This is a genomic window from Methanohalophilus sp. (genome assembly GCF_030156785.1).
In the GTDB taxonomy this organism is placed as follows: domain Archaea; phylum Halobacteriota; class Methanosarcinia; order Methanosarcinales; family Methanosarcinaceae; genus Methanohalophilus.
The window spans coordinates 107,577-131,548 of sequence record NZ_JASGLW010000002.1 but is presented as its reverse complement, the minus strand read 5'-3'; the positions used below and the strand labels follow the sequence as shown (position 1 = coordinate 131,548).

Sequence of the window (23,972 nt, the reverse complement as noted above, 5' to 3'; positions counted from 1 at the left end):
AACTCACCCCTTAATCCTCAATTTTTGCAAGAATATCTTTAAAATCTACGAAAATGTGTTTCTCCCCATCGATGTCAAATTCATCAGACCGGAATCCTCCATAGATTACATGGTCACCTTCTTTTAATGGAAGCTCTTTTCCATCTTCAAAAGTACCGACAGCAATTACAGTCCCTTCTTTTCTCTCTTTCTGTGCACTCTCGGGGATGTAGATGCCTCCCGGAGTAATTTCCTCTTCTTTAATCGGTTTTATTAAAACACGTTCCCCAATCGGTTTTATGCTCATGTCATACCTCCTATATCGGAGCATTGAAATTGTAGTTTTTCAAACACAAATAGTATTTATTCTATTTAAAACTTATGTGTTGTATTCATTTGATATGCATAAAATAGATATCATATCTATTTTTAACAGACGGATTTATATATAATTACTACATATTTTGGAACTATGTCCAGACAGATAATCCTTGTAGATCTGGAAAAACCACGGGAAAAAAATCTCGAAAATGACATCTATTGGCTTTGTAATAGCTTCGGTTTATCGTCTGGAAGGGATGTGGAGAACATGGCTACACGAATAGTCATGAGTCTGCTTGATAAGGTATCCGAGAAAGAGCGCATATCTTCTGAAATGATCGCCAATGCCCTTGGCGTCAATCCTTCAAGGGTAAATCACCATTTAAGGAACCTCATTAATTCCGGCCTTATTTACCGTGAAAAACGAAAATTATACCTTCGTGGCGGTAGTCTCAAGGCAGCTGTACAAGAAATGCGCAAGGATTCAGAACGAATCTTCGATGAACTCGAGGCAATAGCAGCTGAAATAGATCAGGAAAAGGGTATCCAGAACAGATAAGTTTCAAAATAATGCGTTGTAGACCTTTGCGCCTATTTGAAATACATACCCTTATGAGTTCACATCCTAAATCGCAATATCTTTTAGAATGCATCAAAAATATAGAAATAAGCGCTGTGAGACGGAGTCGTGATGGCAAAAATCCCATATGAAAAATAGGCTAAAAAAGAAAAGGTATAAACATACTTATGCTTTCTAGTATTATGCCACTATTGGTGAGTTTTTTTAGTCGATTAGAATTGAAGAGAATATTCTGAATTAACCCGAAGAATAGTGAAATATTAATAATGTTAGGGTTTATCAGTATACAATAATAATGGGTACCATTATAGAATATAATGGGCGTCAGGGGTTACAATGCTTTTTCGAAAACCAGATGGCTTGGCCATCCTTATGTCCAATAAATGGAAAATAATAATAGCTCTGCTTTTGCTTATCTTGTTTTTATCCCTTGCAACCATTTTACTTCCTCTAGGAGACGGCATTGTTCTTGGGTTGGTATTTGCGTATATTTGCCGTCCCATCTATATCAAGCTCAAAAGATGGGATCATATTGGAGCATTTATTGCTACAATGTTTATTGTTACGCCTCTTGTTATCATCATAGGAATTGGAATTGTGGAAATTTTCAGGCAATTTATGTTTATTGTTGAAAATCAGACAGAATATATCCGTATTTTATCTGACATCGTAAGACAGGTTGTACCGGAAGCTTATTCAGCTAAGGTAAACGAAGTTATCTGGAGTTCTTCAATTTCAATTTTATCATTCATAAGCCAATTAGGTTTTATTTCCTATGCCCGGGGAATTGCGATGCTTATGATAAATCTCATAGTGGCTATTTTTGTCTGCTATTTTTTGCTCCAAGATGGAGAACAGGTTTACAAGTCATTCATAAAAATTGTTCCTGATGAATTACAGGATCTAATGGAAGAATACCTAAAAGAACTGGACACTATTCTGGGCGGTATTTTTATTGGAAATGCCTATGCAGCACTGACGGTAAGTACAATTTCAGTAGTTGTCTTTTATGCTTTTGGATTATCCCACATTCTCGCTCTTGCTACACTGGTATTTATCGCATCCGTAATCCCTTTCTTTGCAGGATACATGATTCTTATTGCACTTTCAATTATCAGGTACTTTGAATTTGGATTGCAGTCTGCAATTGTCTTCTTCATAGTATCAAGCATCATTATTTATGCACCGCCTGAACTTTTCCTGAGGCCTTATCTTGTCAGCCTGAAGTCCCAGATTCACCCGATCGTTCTTATGGTAGTATTCTTAGGTGGTGGTTTTGTAGGCGGTGTTGCCGGATTCTTTGCAGCTCCTATGATACTCGGAGCCTTAATTGCAGCCTATCGCGTTTACACAAATACGGAAACAAAAGAAAGCACTTTCACAGAAGAACTGTCTGCATAAGCTTTTGTGTTGAAAAAGGTTAATAAGGATTATTTCATTCTACAGACCAAATCATAAGGTGAGTTCATGAAGCTTTTGCTGATCCATTCCGATTATATCGAATATGAAGTTAAGAAAAGCACGCCTATTGCTGAAGAGATTGAAGAGTCATTCAAAAGAGGCAGGCTTGATGAGGCACTTGCAGCTTTTATTGCCGTAGAATCACGCGATGAGGAATCGCCTTCATCCGTTGTGGAAAAGGCAATCTCTTCGATAGTTGATGCAGCTTCACAGGTAAAGGTTGAAAATATCATGCTTTATCCTTATGCTCATCTTAGTTCTGAGTTATCATCTCCCAAAGTTGCTATTTCTGTTCTGAAAGCAATAGAAAAACGTCTTTCAGAACAATTCAATGTCAAAAGGGCACCATTTGGTTGGTATAAGGCATTCAGCATTAGCTGTAAAGGTCACCCTCTCTCTGAACTTTCAAGAACAATTTACCCTGAAACTGCCAAAAAAGAAGATAAGACTCCAGAGTGCGGGGAAGTTCAGGAAATTGTTTCTGAAGCACTCAAGGCCGAGAGCACTGCCAAATCCTACTGGCATGTTTTAACCCCCGACGGTGTACTCCACGATATAGAAGACTTTGATCTTTCAGGTCATGAAAACCTGAGAAAATTTGTAGATTATGAAATTTCCAAGAGCCGTACAGTTGAAAAAGCACCACCACACGTTGAATTGATGCGCAGGCTTGAACTGGCGGATTACGAGCCCGGCTCAGATTCAGGAAATATGCGTTACTATCCAAAAGGCAGGCTTATGAAATCCCTGCTTGAGAGATTCGTACTTGAAGAATCCATTGCATACGGTGCAATGGAAGTTGAGACTCCATTAATGTACGACATGAACCATCCTACATTAAAGAAGTATCTGGACAGATTCCCTGCCAGACAGTATTCAATCGAATCGGATAAGCACCAGCTGTTCCTGAGATTTGCAGCATGTTTTGGTCAGTTCCTTATGAATCATGACATGACCATTTCCCATCGCAACCTTCCGTTGAAAATGGTTGAACTGACACGTTACAGTTTTAGAAAAGAACAAAGAGGAGAACTTGTAGGCTTGAGGCGTTTGAGGGCTTTCACAATGCCTGATATGCATACTCTCTGTGCAAATATGGATAATGCGGTGGAACAATTTGGGGAACAATATTCCATGTGCATTGACGTTCTGAATCGCATCGGCATCAGCGTGGATGATTTTGAAGTCGCTATCAGGTTTACCCGTGATTTCTATGAACAAAACAAGGATTTCATCACAGAACTTGCACGCAAGGTTAACAAGCCTGTGCTTGTAGAAATGTGGGACACCCGTTTCTTCTACTTTGTTCTGAAATTCGAATTTAATTTCGTGGATGCTATCAGCAAAGCAAGTGCTCTTTCCACCGTTCAGATAGATGTGGAGAACGCCGAACGTTATGACATTAACTATATAGATACAAACGGCGATGCAAAGAGGCCTATAATTCTTCATTGCTCACCAAGTGGTGCAATTGAGCGTTGTATTTACTCATTACTTGAAAAAGCAGCCATGGAAGCGGAGAAGGGCAGGGTACCGATGCTTCCTGTATGGCTGTCACCTACTCAGGTCAGGATAATCCCAATAGGGGATCAGCATCTTGAATTTGCGAAAGATATTGCTTCACGACTTGAATGTCGTGTGGACATTGATGACAGAGACGACTCCATCGGTAAGAAGATAAGAAATGCAGGAATGGAATGGATACCGTATGTGGTGGTTATCGGAGATCGTGAGATGGAAAGTGGGATGCTTAACGTAACTGTAAGGGCAAAATCCAAGCCAAAGAAACCTATGAAAGTCCAGATGTCAGTGGACGAACTAAATGAGAAACTCTGGAATGAAATTGCAGGTATGCCTTTCCAGAGATTGCCACTGGATCAGATGCTTTCCAGAAGACCAAAGTTCGTGTGATATATCTTGGAAGGGGTATTTATGGAAAATCTGGAGCGGGCAGAAATCTATATATCCGGCAGGGTTCAGGGCGTATATTTCAGAGCCTTTACTCAGGAGAAGGCTTTTAACCTCGGGATTTCCGGATATGTAATGAATCTCCCGGATGGGCGTGTTTTTACGGTAGCTGAAGGCACCCATGATGCAATTGTTGCCTTTATTTCGGATTTAAAAACAGGTCCTACAATGGCCAATGTGACCGATATAGAAATCTCGTGCTCTGAAGGAACTGGGGAATTTTCAGGTTTTTCCATTCGAAGATAATTAACGGTAATCCGCAATTCTTACGGGACGGCCTTTTGGCTTTCGGGCCTCTATTTCTCCAGCTTTAACAAGATCCAGATCAAGAACAAGTTTTCCTTTATTGTACATTTCCCGAAGAGAGGGTTTGTATTCAAAAGCACCTTTAAGGAAATTATCTTCAACAAGTTCCCTGTCACAAAGTCTTTTGTTAAGACATTCCAGAATTAGCTTTAAAGATGTTATACCATTTCCTTTATCGTAAAGGAACGATTCATATTCTCCTGTAAGATAATCCATATTTTCCCTCTGGAAAATCCCTCTTTCAACGTCCACACGGCTAAATGGAGTGTTTGCTATCCAGAAAGTTTCTGCTTCACGTTCAGGATTCATAATACGCATGTGCGTTCTTCCGCAGGCACACTTATCCCTTGCGAGAACTGCTGTAGTGTCCTCAGTATCATAATTGATGAGTAAAGTGCCACATTTTTCTCCCGGACTGAGGAGAGTTGTAAGTATTATCCTGCCACATTCGCCATCTTTGACATACTCACCGCTTTCAGGATCGTAAACATCAAGATGCACAAGATCTTCCGATACATGTAGGCCGTTCTTTATATTGCATTCACCGCACATTGTTCCTTCAGTACTTCCGTAAGTATTGTAAACAGGACAACCCCATATTTCTTCAAGATACTTTCTTGATTCATCAGCGAAACTTTCTCCACCAACTACAAGTTTCTGGATACTTGTTTTCTTTGGATCAATCCCTTCCTGCCCCAGCCTTCTTGCAAGCCTCAAAAGTTTGAAAACACTGGCTACAATCCCAGTAGGCTGATAGCTTTTGATTATGCGGGAAGGAAATGTACATTTTCCTTCAGGGATAATCGTCATGCCAAGGTCACGTGCAGCAAGAGTCATCGTTTTGGCACCGATATTCATACCATATGAAGCGCACATAATTATCCTGTCAGCTTTCCCAAACCCCTGTGACGTAAAACTTCTGGAATATTTCTCAGCATACCTCATCCAATCCTGCCAGGTAAAGAAAAAAGATTTTGGCGTTCCGCTTGTACCGCTTGTTTCATGGACGGTAAATATATCACTCCAGTCTGAACTCAGGAAATTGAAATTATTTGTCTTTGGAGGCTGGTTATTCTTAATGAGTTCTCCCGACACTATAGGCAACTCAAGCAGGTCCTCATGGCTCTTTATGCTTGAAGGTGACATATTGTGGTGTTCAAACCATTTCCTGTAAAAAGGCGATTTTTCGGCAGCATACTTTACAGTGTAGCTGATTTTTTCTTCAATGATGGCATCAAGTTCCCCGCGGTTGATTGTCTCAATCATGGGATTGTAATAAATGGGGTTCATAGTTGCAAGAGATAAACTTATTGGTTCTTCGTTTCTTCATAGATCTCGTACTCGACATCGCCGACATACTGCTCAAGCTTGTTTATTTTTAGAGCATCCCTTAATTCCTCAAGGCAGTCGACACATATGTGTGAGTTACCAACTATTATACCTTCCTTTACGTCTTCTTCCACTCCGCCTTCGATTTCAAATTCCATGCAATCTTCTCCACAGAACATGCACTTCAAAAAAACCCTCCATATACCCTAATATAATGATCTTGAATTATTCTTATATATCAATTGCGAATGACATTAATTTTAGGCAAAGATCTTTTTAAGGAATCTGCTGTAAGTTGTAATAATGCATCGCTTTTCTGATCGTGAACACCATTGCACTCCGACAACTTCAATCAGAGCTACAAGAAGACGCCTTGAAATCCTTGAAGAGTTGCTAGATGATTTATCGACACGCTCCTAGGAAGGCACTATTATTGTGGTAGAAGGAAAAAGGGATGTTGCTTCCCTCAGAAAATTGGGCATAATGGGTCCCATAGAAACTTCAACCCATATACCGGTTCTGGAGCTTTCAGTAAAGCTGGTTGAAAAGGGAAAAGAGATCATAATATTGACTGACTGGGACCGCAGAGGAGATTTGCTGAGTTCAAAAATATCATCTGATCTTCAATATCTTGGTTTGAAAGTTGATACGGATTTCCGCATGACGTTATCTTCCCTTGTTAAAAAAGAAATAAAAGACGTGGAGAGTCTCTATTCTTACATGAAAAAAATGCGGTCATGTGTGAATAAAGATGAAACTTATTGAATTGAATCTTTTAAAATCATCTTTTTGCATTTGTTGCAATAATATAAGCGTATGGTGCTATTTTCATGACTTTGATATTTATATTATGCTTTTCACTTTCAGCAACTTCCAATGCAGGACTTCTCGATGATCTTGAAGATTCTATTGCAATACAAGTCCCATTTATGCAATTTCCCATCCTTAATCAAAAGTCTTTTTGTAAATGAAGTAGAGTATTTACATATTTGGTTCAATAACGGTTTTGCAATATCATTAAAGTCCTGACCGAAAATGCAAAAGTAGTGTGGATTTTGAGGAGAACACTGTCGAAGATAAAATCGATGCAACTTTGCTGCTGAAAATTGATGAAAGTAGACCTGATAACATCCTGACTTCCTAATCATCAATGGATACTTTCATTGACGCATACGAAATGAGTGAAATTACGGTTGAAGCAAATAGATTCAAAAACAAAATTTCATCGATCTTAGGAACTGCAGCAACGAGACTATCACAATTTGCGAGTTGTTTCTTAACATTATTTCAAGTGTTTAGGCATCCATTTTTTTCTTTTTCATTTATATACTTCCACCAGAAAGTACATAAAAGTTAATGCTCAATTAGGTACAATTTAATCTGCTAAATTCTAGCCATTAACCATTTTATCTTGCTTATGTGCTAAAAAAGAGAGGTATTCCATGAAGGTCAAAATAACTGAAACAATTCTGAGGGACGCACATCAGTCGCTTCTTGCAACAAGAATGCGAACCCGCAACATGCTTCCCATAATTGAAAAGTTGGATGAGGTTGGTTACTATTCCCTTGAAATGTGGGGAGGTGCAACATTTGACACTTGCATCCGATACCTCAACGAGGACCCATGGGAACGTCTCCGGGAACTAAAAAAACACATGAATAATACCTATGCTCAAATGCTATTAAGAGGGCAGAACCTTGTAGGCTACAGGCATTATTCGGACGATATTGTAGAAAAATTCGTGATTAAGGCTTATGAAAACGGTATTGATATCTTCCGCATATTTGATGCGGTAAATGATATCAGAAACATGGAAACTTCCATAAAGGTAGCTAAAAAACAGGGTGCTCATGTTCAGGGAACTATCTGCTACACTATCAGCCCGGTTCACACTGTGGAAAAGTACGTTGCTTTTGCTACTGAACTTGCGGAAATGGAATGTGATTCTATCTGTATCAAAGACATGGCAGGGCTCCTTGCTCCACATGAAGCCTATGAACTCATAAGTGCACTCAAAAAGGAAGTGGGTTTGCCAGTGGCCCTGCATTGTCACTGTACTTCCGGAATGGCCCCGATGAGCTACATGGCATCCTGTGAAGCCGGTGTTGATATTCTCGATACCGCACTTTCACCATTAGCTGGCGGAACGTCCCAGCCACCAACCGAATCAACTGTTGCAGCCCTTAAAAATACAAAATTCGATACAGGAATAGATCTGAAACCCCTTAGTGAAGCTGCTGCTTATTTTAAAGCTATCAAGGATGAATACAAGGGAATACTTGATCCTATATCCGAACAGGTTGACACCAATGTTCTGGTATACCAGATTCCAGGGGGCATGCTGTCCAACCTTGTATCCCAGTTAAAAGAACAAAACGCCCTTGATAAATATGATGCAGTTCTCGAAGAAATGCCACGTGTGCGTGAAGAACTTGGATACCCTCCGCTTGTAACCCCTACCAGCCAGATAGTAGGTACTCAGGCTGTACTCAACGTTCTCATGGGAGAACGCTACAAAGTAATTCCCAAGGAAGTCAAGGATTATGTGCGCGGACTCTATGGAAGACCCCCTGCTCCTATCAGTGAGGAAATGATAACTACCATCATTGGTGATGAAAAACCAATTACAGTTAGACCTGCAGATCTTCTCGAACCCGAATACGAAAAAATCAAAAAAGAAGCCGAAGAGATGGGAATTGTTAGCAAGGAAGAAGATATTCTTACCTATGCTCTTTATCCATCCATTGCTCCTAAATTCCTGCGTGGTGAAGCTGAGGAAGAAATCCTTGCCCCGGTTCCAGTTGCGAACACTACCGCAGCACCGGCTGAAGTTGCCATACCAACCCACTTTAAAGTTGAAGTTGACAGTGAAATATTTGATGTCCATGTTGAACCAATTGATGGTGCCATTACAGTAACCCAAAGTGCTGTCCAGAAACCTGCAACTATTTCCGAAGGAGCAGTCACAAGCCACATGCAAGGCATGGTACTTTCCATCGATGTATTGGTTGGAGACGTCGTTCAGGAAGGTGACAAGATATGTGTGATTGAAGCCATGAAGATGGAAAATACTATCCATTCACCCCATAATGGCACCGTTAAGGAAATTCTTGTTTCCGAAGGTGACACAGTTACCACTGATGAAGTATTGATGATAATCGAATGAGCAGCAATTTGAGGAATAAATATGTTCAACAAGGTACTTGTTGCAAACAGAGGCGAAATTGCTATCAGGATTATGCGCGCCTGTAAAGAACTGGATATTGCCACTGTTGCAGTTTACTCTGAAGCCGATAGCAATGCTCTCTTTACCAAATATGCAGATGAGGCATATTTAATTGGTCCGGCTCCAACTTCCAAAAGTTATCTCAACATGGATGCAATCTTTGATGTAGCAAAAAAGACAGGTGCTGAAGGAATTCATCCGGGATACGGTTTTCTTTCGGAAAATGCAACCTTTGCAAGAAGGTGTGAAGAGGAGGGAATTACCTTCATTGGTCCTTCCAGTGAAGTCATCAAACAAATGGGGAGTAAAATAGCGGCACGTGAAGCCATGATAAAAGCCGGTGTCCCAGTTGTGCCTAGTAATGGCAAACCAATAGAAGATTATGAATCGGCACAAAAAGTTGCAGATAAACTTGGATATCCGCTTATGATCAAAGCATCCGCTGGTGGCGGCGGTATTGGTATGAAAGTAGTTAATTCCGATGAGGAACTAAAAAATTCCATATCATCCATTAGATCAGTAGCAAAATCTGCATTTGGTGATTCCACTGTTTTCATTGAGAAATACCTTGACGAACCCCGACACATCGAGATGCAAATACTTGCCGACAGCCATGGTAATTGTCTCTATCTCTCTGACAGGGAATGTTCCATCCAGCGGAGACACCAAAAGCTGATTGAAGAAGCACCATCACCTATTATGACTCCAGAACTCCGTGCAGAAATGGGCAATACTGCGATCAAAGCTGCTAAGTCAATTGGTTATGAGAACGCAGGTACAGTGGAATTCCTTTACTCAAAAGGAGATTACTATTTCCTTGAAGTTAACACACGTCTTCAGGTAGAACATGGTATCACCGAGCTTGTGACTGGTATTGATATTGTGAAAGAGCAGCTGAAAGTTGCCTGTGGAGAAGAACTATCTATCAGACAGGAAGATATCAAGATAAACGGTTCAGCAATCGAATGCAGGATAAATGCAGAAGATCCTCTCAATGATTTCAATCCTTCACCCGGAAAAATACTTCGCTACAGATCTGCAGGCGGTCCAGGAGTCAGAGTTGACAGCGGAGTGCATGTTGGTTATACTATTACTCCATTCTATGATTCCATGATCTCCAAGCTCCAGACATGGGGTAGAGACAGGGACGAAGCAATTGCAAGGATGAAGCGTGCTCTTTTTGAGTATGTTGTGGTTGGTGTCAAAACCAATATCCCATTCCACCGTGCAGTGATGTCACATGAAGAATTCATAAAAGGGAACCTAACAACTCACTTCATTGACGATTACAACATCCTTGATATTGTTGCTGAAAATGCTGAATGTCAACGCAGAGAATCTGATACCCTCGCAATGGCTCTTGAAGATAACAGTAAAAAAGTAGCTGCAATCAGCGCTGCTGTTAGTTCCTATATCAATGCAGCAAAATCCGCTAATATGAAAAACAAGAACGAATGATTTTTTAATCTTGCAAATCATATTACAATAGGGGATTTTCTTGCAAGAAAAAATGTTAGAGGTCATCAGGATACTGAAAGATGCTAACAAACAAACGGTATCCGGGGTTGAAATAGGAAATTCTATTGGCGTTTCCAAAACAATGGTCTGGAAATATGTCCAGACACTCCAGCAACGTGGATATTTAATAGAGTCTATTCCAGGAAATGGTTATGTCCTTCAAGCAGAACCGGATCTTCTTTATCCGGAATTAATTACATATGGTCTTGATACAAATTTAATCGGCAAAAAAATAGTTTACTATGAAAAAGTCCAGTCAACAAATGATGTTGCCAAAGAAATCGGCAGTGAAGCTTCAGATGGAACTGTTGTAATTGCAGAAATTCAGAACAGTGGACGTGGTCGCAGGGGTTGTGACTGGTGTTCTCCCAAAGGTGGTATATGGATGTCTGTAATCCTAAAGCCTTCAATACCCCCTTCCCATGCATCACGATTAACCCTTATGGCAGGAGTTGCAGTGGCAGAAACACTTCGAAAAGTTGGCATTAATGCCTCCTTGAAGTGGCCTAATGATGTGTTGGTAAATGGTAAGAAAATCTGTGGCATTCTCACCGAAATGGAAGCAGAGGCAGAGAGCATTAATTACATAGTTATTGGTATTGGTATCAATGGCAATATGGATCTTGAATCCTTCCCGGAAGATTTGAGGGAGACTTCCACAACGATCAAATATGAGCTTGGGAAAAAGATAGATCGTATTTCATTTGTCCAGTCTCTTCTTTCTGTTCTTGAACAAGAGTACATAAAGTTCAACACAGGGACCTTTGACAATATACTGAATAGCTGGATAGGACTTGCTGATACACTTGGAAAGCATGTCCGTCTTCTAACCCCTACAAAAATGTATGAGGGAAAAGCAATTGGAATATCCGAGGATGGCGGTCTGATTCTTGAAATGGAAGATGGTTCAAAAGAAACGCTAATCTCAGGTCGATGTATATATGTCTGAGGATTGATATGAAGACAAAAACTATAGCACTACTTTGTTTTTTTGTAATTAGCCTATATTCGTTTTCTTTTACCACTTTTGCAGAAGAATTTGTTCTTGAGAATGGAACTTCACTAAACATCCGTACAGGACACACAAAGCAATTGCAACAAAATTATTCCCTTACGGTAAAATATGTAAATTTAGAAAATAATAGAGTGTGGATTTCACTACAGAGAGACGGTGTGTCCGTAAAAGAAGACATACTTGGAGAAAATGAAACACTTGATTACGTACGTGATAACAATACCATTTTAAGTATAACCCTAAAGCAAATCTATTATGGTTCGGAAGGTGAGCTTGTATCCTTCGAACCAATTTTTCAGTATATAGATCCTGAATTACCGCCTGATCCTGATTATGATAATGATACTGTTATTTCAAATGATATGCAAAATAACAGTACAAACTCCGAAAACCCCGGAGTCATACCGGGGTTTGGAATTACATCTACAATCCTGTGCCTGACTGGAATATACCTTAAATGGTGCCGGATTAAAGCTTAAGATCCCCTTTATCCATCAAAATCTTAAGGTCTTCCAAACTCATTTTACCGGTTTTCTCAAGACGTTCTTTTGCAGCACTGTGCTGTTCATCCTTCTTCATCTCGTCTTTTTCCAGTTGTATTTCGTTAAGTTTGTCAAGATAAACACCAAGGTCTTCCCTGAGGGATTCGATCTTCTTCTTCAGTGGATCGATCTTGTCCCTTATAGGAGATAGCACTGCATAGGTCTCTTTCATCTGTGAGTGGCACAAGTCAGCTTCTTTTCGGATTTCATCAATCTGGTTGTATAAATCTATCATCTTAAGGTGATATTTCTGCGACTCCTCCGCAAGCTCCTTGATATGGTTACCAAGTTCATATCCTTGTTTTTCAACTTCTTTTGCACTATCATATACACTCATGACTTCCTTATGAAGGCCATCGGCAATAAGTGCAGCTTCGAGTCTTTTTTCAAGCTGTATAATTCTTTCAAAAACATCTTTCTCATGTTTGAGTGGGATGTCTGCATTCAGAAATGTTTCCACTTCCTTGGTATATGCTTTGGCAAGAGATTCTACGCTTCCCTTTGATTCCTGATTGTATCGGTCGCGTTTTTCCTTGAAACTTGAAATATCTCCTGTAAGTTTGTCTTTCTGTTTCAGAACAACTTGTCTTTTTCCTTTTATCTCAGAAATCCTGGCATTGACTTTATCCCTTGCCTCCTTTTCTTTCCGGGCAAGAGCTGCAAGTTCCCTAACCTTTGCGTTCAATTCGTCTCTCTTTTCTTTGAGCTCACTTATATTGGTACGGTGTAACTTAAGCTCCCTGAACACATTCTTTAGGATCTTTTCGTTATGAGCTATCTCATTACGGAATTTATTCACCGTTTCCTTGAGTTCCCTTTCAGTCATTGAGGCCGGATCTTTCATACATTCTCCTCCGACTTCTGCATTTCTTCAAGTTGTTTTTCCCAATAATTGCGAGCCTCGGTATGACTTGCAATGCGCCTTTGAAGCCAGTTATATCGAGGTTCATCCTTTTTGAGTTCTTCAACCATGTTTTTATACTCTTTGGAAAAACCATTCTGGTTTGTTTCGAGGGAAAGAAGCTCGATTGTGGCTTCTTCTGCTCCTTTGATTTTTTCAACTAAATGGATTACCTGCTCTTTTGTTTCTCCAACTGCTATAGAGTTAATCTTGTCCAGAAGATTTCTGCGTAATTCGGCCTCTGAATCAGGTTCTTTTAGCCTTTTGAGTTCCTCGATGTCATCATGAATTGAATGGATGAGTCTGTCTTCAATAGTACCAGGCTCCAAATTTTCAAGCAATTTCTTTGCCTGATAGTATAGCTGCTGCCTTTTCTCCCTGAGGACATCCATTCTCTGCATGGCATCTTCATGTTCCTTTTTGGCAGCAGCAACTTTTTCTTTTAATTCCTTTACTCTTCCTTCAAGGGAACTAAATTCAGCGTTATATTCATTGATCAGACGGTCATGTTTTTCAATGACTGCTTTGATTAACCCTTCCTTATCAAGTGTTTTAATTGCACTTTCTTTATTTTCACTCATTTTTTTCCCTTTGCCTTATACTCTGTATATCTGGACGTGGGGAACGCCATCAATAATTATTACGGTGCCATGATCAACCATGCCACATTTTATTGCACATTTAATAACTTTTTCTCCGAAAAGATTGGCATTTGTAGTACATTTGAGTTCTTCGATTAGTTTTTCTTCAGACACAATGTCGCCCATATAGAAACTTTCCGTTATTTCAACGCAAATTTTATCTTTCTTGAGCTTGGATCCGATTAGCTCTTTATCACAGGCTGCGAGTACCATCCCATCTCCATGTTTGTGGATTTTTAAATACATGTTTATCCCCTTAAACAATCTTAATATGTTTTTTATCCGGCGACATAAGGTCTCCTTTCTGCCTCATTTTCCTTATGAGTTCTTCTGCCTGGTCCCTGCTTATGTTTTCTGCTTCGGCAGCCACATATACTTCTTCAAGAGGTGCTTTTCCTCCGGGGTTACGATCTCCCACATCCCGAATCACATCCATCAGGACATGAATCTTGTCACGCTGGCTCTTACTGGTACCTGTGGCAATGACATCAACATCAAAAGCACCTGTATCGGGATCAACACCAACCTGTTTCATGCAGGACATGCTGATTCTGGTTGTCCGTTTTGCATCCTCAAGGGTTATTTTATTACTCAACCTTATTCTTGCACTGGCTTCGGCAAGCCTCACAAGAGCTTCAAGTTGTCTTGCAGTAACTGGAACCGGAGAGTCCTTGTTTTCGCCCATTTTCCTCAGATCAAGATAATAGTTAACCAAGTGTTCCCGTGCTTCGTCTTCCATAACCGGAAAAATATTACGGCGCGCATAGGCTACATATTTCCTAAGCATTTCGTTTTCAATGGGGGGAAGAATAATTTTCATCTGCTCTCCTACTTGTTTTTCTGTAATCTCTGATGCAGGATCCCTACTCATCTGTTCATTGAGTTCTCCTGCAAAGTGGGAACGAAGAATATGTTTTGCTATATCCCCGTCTCTCTTTGATTCGGGAACATCAAGCAGGATAAAAATAAGATCAAATCTTGATATCAGGGCAGGAGGCATATTAATCTGCTCTGCAAGCCCCTCGTAACGATCAAATCTTCCGTATTTAGGATTTGCAGCTCCAAGTAGTGCACATCGTGACTTGAGTGTGGCAAGAATTCCCGCTTTTGCAACGGATATTGTTTGCTGTTCCATTGCTTCGTGGAGGGCACTTTTATCTTCCCTGCTCATCTTATCCATTTCATCCACTGCAGCAATACCCATGTCAGCCATCACAAGTGCACCGGCTTCAAGAGTCCAGCGCCCATCTCCCAAATCATCACGCACGGCAGCCGCAGTCAAACCACTTGATGACGCGCTCTTCCCTGATGCAAATACACCTCTGGGTGATATTTTAACCATGTATCGAAGCAACTGACTTTTTGCGATACCAGGGTCTCCAACAAGAAGCACATGGATATCTCCACGAACCCTTGACCCATCTGGCATCACCTTCGGAACACCGGAAAAGAGCTGCAGAGCAAGTGCTTCCTTAATATCCTCATATCCAAAAATTGAAGGTGCTATAGATTTAATAATCTTTTCATAAAGATGAGGATCCTTGCTCAATTGAATTATTTCCTTTTCGTCTTTTGGGCTAATGTTAAGTTCGTCAAACTCACGATCAACATATTCAAGGGAATTACAATGAAGCACCAGATCGTAAAATAGGGATTTTCCTTCCCTGAGAGTTCGCTGGTGAGAGCGCAGTATTCCGTTTATAACTACCCGATCACCAGGTTTGACGATGCCCGCAATTTCATCTTCCACATCCACATCAATGCTCTGTGGTTGGTTTCCACCCTTCAGGCTTTCGGGTGATTCCTGGATCTGGAGTTTCTGAGCGTCAACAAAAGTAGATTTATCAATCAGAAGCTTGAAAGGTCCACGGCGTTCACAACTTACATTCTCACATTCTTTTGGCTCAACAAATTTAGTACCTGTTTGTGGAATATTGAATATATGCTCGCAGTTAGTGCACAAGAAGGCAGCATCTGTGATCTTTGGCCTTACTTCCGTAGCCTTTCGGATCATTCCTTCTACTGCGATGAATTTGAGAAGGTGTTTGCTTCGCAGGTCACGGATCGGGATCTTGTGGGGCAGGTTTTCAAAACGAACTTTGACATCTTTTAGATCCATTTCTTCTTCAGAATCAGATCCGCTTATTGGAATGTCGACAAAATGTATCTTAAGCTCCTGCCTGAGTGCTTCTTCAGCAGCTGGTATTATTTCATCAGGATTTTGAAGCAGTTCTGTTGCAAGCTCAGATACCGATTTGACCAAGTTATCATAATTTACAGAAACACTTTTAGTCTCAGGATAATTATCTACTAATCGAAGAATATCTTCTTCATTATATGTTTTTAAAAATTGCCTGAACTTGTTTACCCACTTTTCCTCAATCATTTTTAACCCCTGTACCAGCATTATCGTTCATCAGAATCTATTTAAATTTATCTTATTTGAGTAGTTATTCATCTTTTTCATTTGATTTCTGGATTCCCCTGAAAATACCTCTCAGCGTTTGAACTTCACGAGGTGTTAGGACAGCCCTTCCGAATATTCTCCTGAGCATCAGGTATGTTTTTTCTTTCTTATGTTCCGGATGTCCTATGTCATCCAGCATTTCTCTTAGGTGCTCATAAAGGAGTTCCAGATCAAACCTGTTCGCAATAGGCCTTGAAGGATCTTCCATATCGCTCATTTCATAAAGAACGACAGTTGCCGCATGGGATATATTCATCACGGGATAATCATCCGTTGTGGGAATTGTTAGTATCATGTCACACTGTTTCAGTTCTTCCTTTGACAAGCCATTATCTTCCCTGCCAAACAAAACTGCAATCGTTCCGTCAGCATTCTCAATATGTTCCTTCATTTGTTTAGGGGTGTATAGCGGAACACGAAGATGTTCATCCTCTTTGATTCCTGATATCCCACTGGTCCCAATTACCAGATTTGCATCACCGATTGCCTCCTTCAGACTGGATACTATTGTTGCACTTTCAAGTAAATCCTGTGCATGGGACGCCATAGCTCTTGCTTCTCCTTCAAGAGGACAAGGATTAACTAGCACAAGATCATTATAACCGAAATTCTTCATTGAGCGGGCAACAGATCCAACATTTCCCTGATAAAGTGGCTCGACAAGTATAATGCGTAAATTAGGAGACATCTCCCTCTACATCGTCTTCTAGATATAATTGCTTTCTGGGACTTTTCTGGTAAATTATTTTGGAGGGATCTTAGAAACCCTTGCCCAAACAAAAAAGATTCATATGCTTCATCCATCACGTAAACAGTGTTTAAAGAAGGAATTTCTACATAGCCAAAAATCAAAAGAAAAAAGAATCTCACGGAAACCATGAGCAAAAACAATCATGTGAAGATACTATAAACCAGCATACCAAGATCAACGATGAATTCCTTGATAATTGTCCCGGTAGTCAGCCCTTTGTATGAGATGTTGCCTTCCGCATCTATGGTAAGTTCAAGGGTAGGTGTGATTCCATCATCCTGCCAGACATCGTAGTTGCCATCTCCATCAAAGTCAATCCAATTACCACCTTCAACAATCATCCCGGATTCTGTGATAACCCCATATTCCTGCTCATTACCATTGGGCATTGTAGCATAAACATGTATTATTTCGTTACCCAGAAAACTGTGCACAAACCCCGGAAGTGCGTCAAGATTCCGGTTGTAAGTTTTCAATGCCTCCAAAAGAAGAAAACGCTCATCATCAACTATAGCGTCTTCCGGTAGAGATACACCCTCTTTCCAGTAATCACATGAGAGAATCTCATCATAAATCACATCCCCATTGGCATCTTTCTCGGTCACGGACTGGATATAGACATAACCGTTACTGGAACCAAAGGGAACATGTACTCCGGTTTCATTTTCAACTGCGTAATTGACACACAAAGTACAACCGATTAAACGATAACCTTCCTCTGGTTCCGGACAGTCATCATCACAAACAAAGTATTTAGCTGCCTGCACTCCCGTAATTGATCCAAACATAACTAGAAGTAAAAGTAAAATATGTATACTTATTCTCATAATAACTCACCTGAGATTTCGTAATTGAAAATCTCAATTAATATATCATATTTCATTACATTTTATCTTATTGTTAATAACGAACCTGACCCCCCTCTTATACCTTTTTCTAGCAGAAATGCTAAGCTTAGTGGAAAAACTTCACAGCTAACAAAGCCATGAATCTTTATGCCTTTTCTCTTCTTAGATTCATTGTAAGCCGTCCCATGTATCCCTTTTTAGTTACAGTGAAACTACTATCTAAACAAATTGTTTCAAGTGATAGCTTACCTTTGCTGAGAAGCTGAATCTCTAAGTGACTCTATAATTCTATTCCATATACCCTTCTTCTGACCAGCGCCTTAATCTCCTCCAAGCAGTTACTGAAAAATCCATAAGTTTTAGGCACATCTCTCCATCTACACGATGTAATTAAAACAAAGATCATTGATGAGATTTCGACCAACAGCTCTTTCCCTATCAGTTATTGGCTGTGATGATAGAACAGAGTTTATAAATCCCCATGCTTCATCAGAAGGATTTTTAGATTACCATCTCAGTTTTTCTTTGAATTTCATCTATTTTTCTGATTTCAGCCATTTCGATCTCTTCTATGTGTCTTTTATCCCCTTCAATACCCCTATCCCTTTCAGACAAACTTGCTATTACTTCATGTGGGCCATAGCAGATCAATAGATCTCCTGCCATTAATTCCGTATCCCCATCCGGACTTCCTATAAATTTTTCTTCCCCAGCAATTTTCCTGTAGATTGCCAGAACCAAAACCCCTTCCATATTCAACTTCAAATCTTTTAACATTCTATTTTGTAGCCATTTATTCTCCTTAACTTTAATCTCACCAACAGAGTATCCTTTAGTCAATCCAAGAAGCTGCTGATAGTCATAAACTGCTAAAGAAGTAAATTTGAGGAGCAATAACTTGATGGCTTTTCTCATTATTTTTTCAATATAGATGGATCTAAAGAATAGATAAATCAGAATCAAACCTAAAATAAGGAAAATTAAGTTAATTTGTGCTTCCTGAAAAGTATTTCCTGCAAATGTAAAAACAAGTGTAGCTATAGTGGAAGCCAATCCACCACTTCCAAGAAGAATCAAAATTCTAATTATCTTCCTTCTTGCCGGATGTGACACTGCGTATTCGGATTCAGATGTTGTGAAACCTGCTCCGGAGAAAGCGGATTGAGCCTGAAAAGATGAAAGATCTTTAGATAATCCCGTCATCTCAAGGGCAACTGAACCAATTCTGATTATTATACGTGAGAATAGTATTACTACCAAAAAAGAAATTAAAGCAATCATTTAAATCAAACATATTTTCCCAAATAGGTTATAAGTTTATTGATGAACCTGTTTCACAACTCCTTCCTCCTATACCTTTTTCCAGCATAAAATGAAACATGCAATATCCAGCAATCCCTTGAAAACTACATTGCACCTTTCATATGTACTTGCTAATCTTCTAAATCCCATCTTCAACCATGCGAATCGTTCACTACTGGTTCATTTGGTATATCCCCCCATCTACACCCTATAATTAAAACAAAGAGGATACCATTTACGACATTGCGGTCATTAATTCTCCTACCAGTTATTGGCTGTGGTAATAGGAAAGGTTTGATAAGTTCCCATTGTTCATCAGAAAGTTATCTAAAATTCATTCAATATCCCCAAAATATAATTAGGAGATGTCGCATTTACATATATTTTGAAACCGGCTATATAATAAAGTGTAAAAAATATTGGATTTATTCAAAGCTGTATAATAAGTCCAATACCTCTAAATTGGAATATAGTTTGAGAGGCTTTTTGAATAGATGGTTCCTTAAATCGAAGAAGATGTAGATAAAACATCTGTGGATCACTATTCAAACATATTTAGAACTGTTTATTTAACTTAAGTGGAGCTGAATTAAAATGGAAATCGAAGAAGTTAACGAATTTGGAGAAGAGCTAATCAGAATACTCAATTTGGAAACTTCCCCTGTAGCAGTATCATTGATTCCAGATACACATGAAATCCCAGAAGAAATTGAAAGGCTAAAAGAGTCTACAAGACATTGCCAGATGATAGATGAAGTCAGAAGAAAGGGTACTCAATTTTACACTTTGGTAGATGATCAGAAGTGCAATGGTGGGGCTGCAGCCATGGGCCTCTGTGAGATGAGTAATGCGCTAGCAAGTGGAGATCTCTATTATAGACTTGGTCGTTTCAGTACCCTGAATGCAGCAAGACGTACCATGCAGCAGGTTCCCACTGTCCCAGCTGGGTCTATAAAGGCAATTGTCTATGCTCCTCTTGAAAAGGCGAAGGTAATGCCAGACGTGGTTGTAATCATTGCTAATCCTGAGCAGATAATGTGCATATCTCAGGCATTGATTCGCAAGTATGGTGGAAGGGTAAAAACAAGCTTTGCTGGCATCCAGAGTCTTTGTGCAGATGGCATAGCCTACCCATACCTCTATGGAGCACCTGGAGTTACTGTGGGATGTACAGGAAGCCGTAAACATGCCGGCATCCAGAAAAGTGAAATGATCATAGGGATTCCAATTGAACAGCTGGAGGATCTGATAGAATCTGCAAGGGAAATATTTACCTGAAAATTTTTTACTCATGGTTTTGTTTTTTCCTTTTTTTTCAAATCTATTTGTGGTATAGCCCATTAGATAGTATATTTGATAGGATATACTAATGGTGCAAGATGTAAAGGCAACTTATTAAAACAAAAAACTTTATCCATACAAAAGAGGCTTCCTATGAAAGTTTTCATTTTTGTCTGTGGAGAAGGGTTGGGTCACACAGCTCGCAGCATGGCTGCCGGGAAAGAGTTTGAAAATGAAAACCATAAGGTCGTTTTTGGTGCCTACGGATACTCCGCAGAACTGATCCGGAAAAATGGATTTAGGGTTATTCCCATCCCCCCCGAAATCCGGCTTGTAGGGGATAGCGGAACACTTGATATGAAAACTTCAATCATTGAAAGTTTGAAGCTCAGACAGATCCGCGGATTATTCAGAGTTATGAGAATGATCAAAAATGAAAAGCCTGATGTGGTTCTTTCTGACAGCTATTACCTTGGAACCTTGTCGGCTCTGCAATAGCATATCCCTGTCTGTCTTATGGTAAACCAATCAAACATGGAAGAATTCTTCAAAGACGGGTTTATTCTTCGCATACTCGGAAAAATTGCAAAGCTGTTTTACAATGCAGTCTTCAGAAAGGTTGATCACATAATAGTCCCCGATTTCCCGATACCACATACAATCTGTCAGCTTAATCTTAATTTTGAAAAAAAAATACAGGAAAAAGTACTTTACACCGGCCCCCTGCCTGCGAAAAAACCAGACGAAGTTTAGGCAGAAGAGCTTCCAAAGCCTCATGTCCTCTCATTGGTAGGAGGTTTTGGGTATCGCAAACCTATCTTTTTAAATATTTTGAAAGCTGCTAAAATGGATTCCAAAATCAATTACACCATGCTTACCGGACCAGGAATCAAAGCCGAAGATTTTGGAGAGGTACCAGAGAATGTTACCATGCTCCCTTTTGTTCCAGACCAATACCCATACCTAAAGGGTTCGGATGTGGTAATCGCTCCAGGTGGGCACACCACCATGATGGAAGCTCTTACATTTGGAATACCAGTAATTTCATTCCCTGACAAAGACCATGCTGAGCAACAGAATAATGCCCACGGATTGGAAAAACAAGAGTGCGGTTTCCGGATGAATTATGATGCCAGTGCAGAAGAAGTATTGTACAGGATAAGATATGCTATAGCCGGGAAATTGGCTGGTCCAAAAAAATTTGCAACCCTTGCATCAGAGCTGGAAGGAGCTACAAGATTGCGAAAAATTATGGAACACTTGGCAGATGACCAAATAATATAAATGCATAGCCTTTTATTTCTAACTGGCCCCGCACCATGCGGATTAAAGGTCTGTATTGCTGAATGAGAAGTTATCTTGACCTAGGGTACCATGAAGAAAACAACCAAGTGGATGGCATTATCATTTCTGATAAGCCTGACTGTGATGGCCGGAGTCCTGATTTATACCTTTGATGCCAACACCCTTGAAAGCATACGCAACATAAAACCGTTCTACATAGTACTGGCAATAGTACTGCATCTCAGTTCTTATGCAGTATGGGGATTGCGGACAAGTGTCTTGTCAAAAGCTCTCGGGTACAGGATTGGACTAACGAACGCCATTCAAATTGTCACTTCCAGTACTTTTCTGGCTTCAATTACCCCATCTTCAATAGGTGGTGAACCCCTCAGGATCCATCTTCTCAATAACAATAATATGCCAATTGGAAGTGCTACAGCAGTCGTTCTTGGTGAAAGGGTTCTGGACGCAATTATCATTCTGTTAGCTGCCCCCTTTGCACTCTACCTATTCAGAGATATTACAGCGGATCATAACTTTGATGTAATTATAATAGCAGGAGAAGTATTTCTCTTTTTTATTCTTGGAATTTTGTTATATGCCATATGGAAACCAATGCACACAAGACGAGCAATTCAATGGATTGTTAAAAGATGTGAAAATGCATTTGGTGAAAAAAGGAAAACATTTTTTTGTAACCTTTCAGAAAAGATCGATACTGAACTAGAAGAATTTCACGACAGTATTTACTACATCCTCAGCAAAGGAAAAATAGGACTGTTGAAAGGCATAATATGCACCTTATTCTTCTGGATTGTTGAATTTTCAATGCTTCCTGTAATCCTTATTGGATTAAATGTTGAACCATTGGGACTGGTCGTATATGCAGCCCAGGTACTCCTGATGATAGTTGTGATTATACCTACCACACCTGGTTCGAGCGGTGTGGCTGAACTATGTGCAACAACACTCTTTTCGGTTTTTGTACCAACATATGTACTGGGGATTGTTGTTATTTCCTGGCGCGCATTTACATATTACATGAACCTGCTTGTAGGCGGGTTTGTAAGTTTCAAGATACTCCGTGACACCGTACTTGTGAACCGGATGCTTAAGTAAAGAATTTCTTAAAGCGATCCACAACCGCTGATATTTTCATCGGATTCCCATAATGCATCCCACAGTGGGGACAAGAGAAATCAGAGTTTACTTTTATACGTGCATTGCAATTAACACAGGGAACAGTGGGCTTGCGCAGATGGTAAGCAATCCTAGCTACCAGAAACCGATAAAAAGCAAACATGGAATCACTGTAGCGAAATGTCACAAAACAGCAGATAAATGCAAGGAGGATTCCACCAATCATATCAGTAATCCAGTGGATGCCAAGATAGAGTATAGTAAACAGAATAACCACAGTTGCAACAACTGAGAATACACGGTAACGCCTTGAATCCACATTATGCAGGACAACCAGCATTGCCATTATGGAAAGAGCCGCATGAAGACTCGGAAAACAATTGTTGAGAGTGGGATCAACTATTCGCACCCCCTGTGCTATGATAGGGCTCAGGTTGTAGAGCAACGGAGTAACGCATGCTAGTGTATAGCCTGTAACTTGAACTGGGAACAATACATAGAATGGAAATGCAACTATGTATATCAGGATGAATGCCACAACAAATTCCTGGATTGCCCTGTAACGTTGTAAGTATAGCAGGAGCAAGAAGGTAAATACCAATAAAAACGGAAACATCAAAAGATAGAAAAATCCACTGATATATGTCAACAAAGGAGTAGCAAGCTCCTGAATAAGACTTACTTTGTTCCCTTCAATAATCATAATGTAACGCGCATAATTCTGACCTGCAGGGATTCCAACTGCCTCGCTTATAACATCCTGCAGACGCACCAGTGCGTAAACAATTGACATTGGTAGCGCGTAAAGCAGGATATCCAGCAGGAGATGTCTCCACCGTTGTGAGAGGCGAATGTCCTGCCTGTATTTGCGCACATCAAGAGGTACAAAGATATAATATCCTACAATAATCATTAGGATCAAGGCAGGAATTAAAAGCAGTGTCATGAGATAAACAGATAGCACCCCTTTGCAAGCCTCCGATTTATCAATGTGATTCCTAATAGGCCCATATTCTGTATATTAGCCTCTTTCAAAATATAAAGAATACATCTCCTAATTATATTTTGGGGGCATTGAATGAATTTTAGATAACTTTCTGATGAACAATGG

26 protein-coding genes and 1 pseudogene are annotated in these 23,972 nt (G+C 39.9%); 14 read left to right on the top strand and 13 right to left on the bottom strand.

Annotated features, from left to right (window positions below; all coding sequences use genetic code 11):
- Positions 1 to 10: 10 nt before the first annotated feature.
- A complete protein-coding gene (groES, locus tag PWQ49_RS01970) occupies positions 11 to 286 on the bottom strand; it encodes a co-chaperone GroES (protein ID WP_300607069.1) in 276 nt (91 codons plus the stop codon).
- A 165-nt stretch (positions 287 to 451) separates the two neighbouring features.
- Between groES and PWQ49_RS01965 the strand changes: the two genes are divergently transcribed.
- The 4 genes from PWQ49_RS01965 (at position 452) to PWQ49_RS01950 (ending at position 4,555) form a co-directional block, all read left to right on the top strand.
- The gene (locus PWQ49_RS01965; RefSeq protein ID WP_300607066.1) at positions 452 to 859 is read left to right on the top strand and encodes an ArsR family transcriptional regulator; all 408 of its coding nucleotides are present in this window, start codon (positions 452 to 454) and stop codon (positions 857 to 859) included.
- 393 nt (positions 860 to 1,252) lie between these two features.
- Complete coding sequence (locus PWQ49_RS01960; protein ID WP_300607063.1) at positions 1,253 to 2,281, top strand: AI-2E family transporter; 1,029 nt, start codon at positions 1,253 to 1,255, stop codon at positions 2,279 to 2,281.
- 66 nt (positions 2,282 to 2,347) lie between these two features.
- Positions 2,348 to 4,252 carry a threonine--tRNA ligase gene (locus PWQ49_RS01955; protein WP_300607061.1) on the top strand — a complete coding sequence of 635 codons (1,905 nt, stop codon included), beginning with the start codon at positions 2,348 to 2,350 and terminating at the stop codon, positions 4,250 to 4,252.
- Between the two features lie 21 nt (positions 4,253 to 4,273).
- On the top strand, positions 4,274 to 4,555 hold the full coding sequence (locus PWQ49_RS01950; RefSeq protein ID WP_300607058.1) for an acylphosphatase: 282 nt from the start codon (positions 4,274 to 4,276) through the stop codon (positions 4,553 to 4,555).
- Here PWQ49_RS01950 and ftsA read toward each other — a convergent pair whose 3' ends face one another.
- On the bottom strand, positions 4,556 to 5,905 hold the full coding sequence (gene ftsA, locus PWQ49_RS01945) for a coenzyme F390 synthetase (protein ID WP_300607056.1): 1,350 nt from the start codon (positions 5,903 to 5,905) through the stop codon (positions 4,556 to 4,558).
- Between the two features lie 17 nt (positions 5,906 to 5,922).
- Entirely contained in the window at positions 5,923 to 6,132 is a 210-nt protein-coding gene (locus PWQ49_RS01940; RefSeq protein WP_300607054.1) for a hypothetical protein, read from the bottom strand.
- Positions 6,133 to 6,373: 241 nt separating this feature from the next.
- Between PWQ49_RS01940 and PWQ49_RS01935 the strand changes: the two genes are divergently transcribed.
- The gene (locus PWQ49_RS01935) at positions 6,374 to 6,709 is read left to right on the top strand and encodes a toprim domain-containing protein (protein ID WP_363321789.1); all 336 of its coding nucleotides are present in this window, start codon (positions 6,374 to 6,376) and stop codon (positions 6,707 to 6,709) included.
- Between the two features lie 16 nt (positions 6,710 to 6,725).
- Here the strand turns inward: PWQ49_RS01935 and PWQ49_RS01930 are convergent, their stop codons facing one another.
- The gene (locus PWQ49_RS01930) at positions 6,726 to 6,887 is read right to left on the bottom strand and encodes a hypothetical protein (RefSeq protein WP_300607051.1); all 162 of its coding nucleotides are present in this window, start codon (positions 6,885 to 6,887) and stop codon (positions 6,726 to 6,728) included.
- Positions 6,888 to 7,386: 499 nt separating this feature from the next.
- On the opposite strand from PWQ49_RS01930, the gene oadA reads away from it, so the two are divergent.
- The 4 genes from oadA to PWQ49_RS01910 are packed head-to-tail and all read left to right on the top strand — an operon-like array spanning position 7,387 to position 12,183.
- Positions 7,387 to 9,111 carry a sodium-extruding oxaloacetate decarboxylase subunit alpha gene (oadA, locus tag PWQ49_RS01925; RefSeq protein WP_300607048.1) on the top strand — a complete coding sequence of 575 codons (1,725 nt, stop codon included), beginning with the start codon at positions 7,387 to 7,389 and terminating at the stop codon, positions 9,109 to 9,111.
- Positions 9,112 to 9,132: 21 nt separating this feature from the next.
- Positions 9,133 to 10,629, top strand: a complete 1,497-nt coding sequence (locus tag PWQ49_RS01920) for an acetyl-CoA carboxylase biotin carboxylase subunit (protein WP_300607045.1) — start codon at positions 9,133 to 9,135, stop codon at positions 10,627 to 10,629.
- A gap of 40 nt (positions 10,630 to 10,669) precedes the next feature.
- Positions 10,670 to 11,638: a biotin--[acetyl-CoA-carboxylase] ligase gene (locus tag PWQ49_RS01915; protein ID WP_300607042.1), complete on the top strand. Its 969-nt coding sequence runs from the start codon at positions 10,670 to 10,672 to the stop codon at positions 11,636 to 11,638.
- Positions 11,639 to 11,646: 8 nt separating this feature from the next.
- The gene (locus PWQ49_RS01910) at positions 11,647 to 12,183 is read left to right on the top strand and encodes an S-layer protein domain-containing protein (protein WP_300607039.1); all 537 of its coding nucleotides are present in this window, start codon (positions 11,647 to 11,649) and stop codon (positions 12,181 to 12,183) included.
- Here the strand turns inward: PWQ49_RS01910 and PWQ49_RS01905 are convergent.
- The 8 genes and pseudogenes from PWQ49_RS01905 to PWQ49_RS08265 all read right to left on the bottom strand — a co-directional run.
- Positions 12,173 to 13,090 (bottom strand): phosphoserine phosphatase, encoded by a 918-nt coding sequence (locus PWQ49_RS01905; protein WP_300607037.1) that lies wholly within the window; start codon positions 13,088 to 13,090, stop codon positions 12,173 to 12,175. The two genes, PWQ49_RS01910 and PWQ49_RS01905, sit on opposite strands and share 11 nt — an antisense overlap.
- The gene (locus PWQ49_RS01900) at positions 13,087 to 13,728 is read right to left on the bottom strand and encodes a hypothetical protein (protein WP_300607034.1); all 642 of its coding nucleotides are present in this window, start codon (positions 13,726 to 13,728) and stop codon (positions 13,087 to 13,089) included. Before PWQ49_RS01900 ends, PWQ49_RS01905 begins: the two co-directional genes overlap by 4 nt.
- Positions 13,729 to 13,743: 15 nt before the next feature.
- Entirely contained in the window at positions 13,744 to 14,034 is a 291-nt protein-coding gene (locus PWQ49_RS01895) for a DUF424 family protein (RefSeq protein ID WP_300607031.1), read from the bottom strand.
- Between the two features lie 10 nt (positions 14,035 to 14,044).
- Complete coding sequence (locus PWQ49_RS01890; RefSeq protein ID WP_300607187.1) at positions 14,045 to 16,174, bottom strand: minichromosome maintenance protein MCM; 2,130 nt, start codon at positions 16,172 to 16,174, stop codon at positions 14,045 to 14,047.
- Between the two features lie 64 nt (positions 16,175 to 16,238).
- Positions 16,239 to 16,943, bottom strand: coding sequence for an RNA methyltransferase (locus PWQ49_RS01885; protein ID WP_300607029.1), 705 nt, complete (start codon positions 16,941 to 16,943; stop codon positions 16,239 to 16,241).
- A 203-nt stretch (positions 16,944 to 17,146) separates the two neighbouring features.
- A complete protein-coding gene (locus PWQ49_RS01880) occupies positions 17,147 to 17,794 on the bottom strand; it encodes a hypothetical protein (RefSeq protein WP_300607026.1) in 648 nt (215 codons plus the stop codon).
- 561 nt (positions 17,795 to 18,355) lie between these two features.
- Positions 18,356 to 19,135: a TrkA C-terminal domain-containing protein gene (locus tag PWQ49_RS01875; RefSeq protein WP_300607023.1), complete on the bottom strand. Its 780-nt coding sequence runs from the start codon at positions 19,133 to 19,135 to the stop codon at positions 18,356 to 18,358.
- 173 nt (positions 19,136 to 19,308) lie between these two features.
- A pseudogene (locus PWQ49_RS08265) lies at positions 19,309 to 19,467 on the bottom strand (transposase); the annotation flags it as partial.
- Positions 19,468 to 19,750: 283 nt separating this feature from the next.
- Between PWQ49_RS08265 and PWQ49_RS01870 the strand changes: the two are divergent.
- From PWQ49_RS01870 to PWQ49_RS01850, 5 genes are all read left to right on the top strand, one after another.
- Positions 19,751 to 20,434 carry a DUF169 domain-containing protein gene (locus PWQ49_RS01870; RefSeq protein WP_300607021.1) on the top strand — a complete coding sequence of 228 codons (684 nt, stop codon included), beginning with the start codon at positions 19,751 to 19,753 and terminating at the stop codon, positions 20,432 to 20,434.
- Between the two features lie 156 nt (positions 20,435 to 20,590).
- The gene (locus tag PWQ49_RS01865) at positions 20,591 to 20,935 is read left to right on the top strand and encodes a hypothetical protein (protein WP_300607018.1); all 345 of its coding nucleotides are present in this window, start codon (positions 20,591 to 20,593) and stop codon (positions 20,933 to 20,935) included.
- 36 nt (positions 20,936 to 20,971) lie between these two features.
- Positions 20,972 to 21,190 (top strand): hypothetical protein, encoded by a 219-nt coding sequence (locus PWQ49_RS01860; RefSeq protein ID WP_300607015.1) that lies wholly within the window; start codon positions 20,972 to 20,974, stop codon positions 21,188 to 21,190.
- A gap of 93 nt (positions 21,191 to 21,283) precedes the next feature.
- Positions 21,284 to 21,721 (top strand): glycosyltransferase, encoded by a 438-nt coding sequence (locus PWQ49_RS01855; RefSeq protein WP_300607012.1) that lies wholly within the window; start codon positions 21,284 to 21,286, stop codon positions 21,719 to 21,721.
- Positions 21,722 to 21,811: 90 nt separating this feature from the next.
- Complete coding sequence (locus tag PWQ49_RS01850; protein WP_300607009.1) at positions 21,812 to 22,840, top strand: flippase-like domain-containing protein; 1,029 nt, start codon at positions 21,812 to 21,814, stop codon at positions 22,838 to 22,840.
- Here PWQ49_RS01850 and PWQ49_RS01845 read toward each other — a convergent pair.
- Positions 22,833 to 23,825 (bottom strand): phosphatase PAP2 family protein, encoded by a 993-nt coding sequence (locus PWQ49_RS01845; protein WP_300607006.1) that lies wholly within the window; start codon positions 23,823 to 23,825, stop codon positions 22,833 to 22,835. The two genes, PWQ49_RS01850 and PWQ49_RS01845, sit on opposite strands and share 8 nt — an antisense overlap.
- Between the last annotated feature and the right edge of the window lie 147 nt (positions 23,826 to 23,972).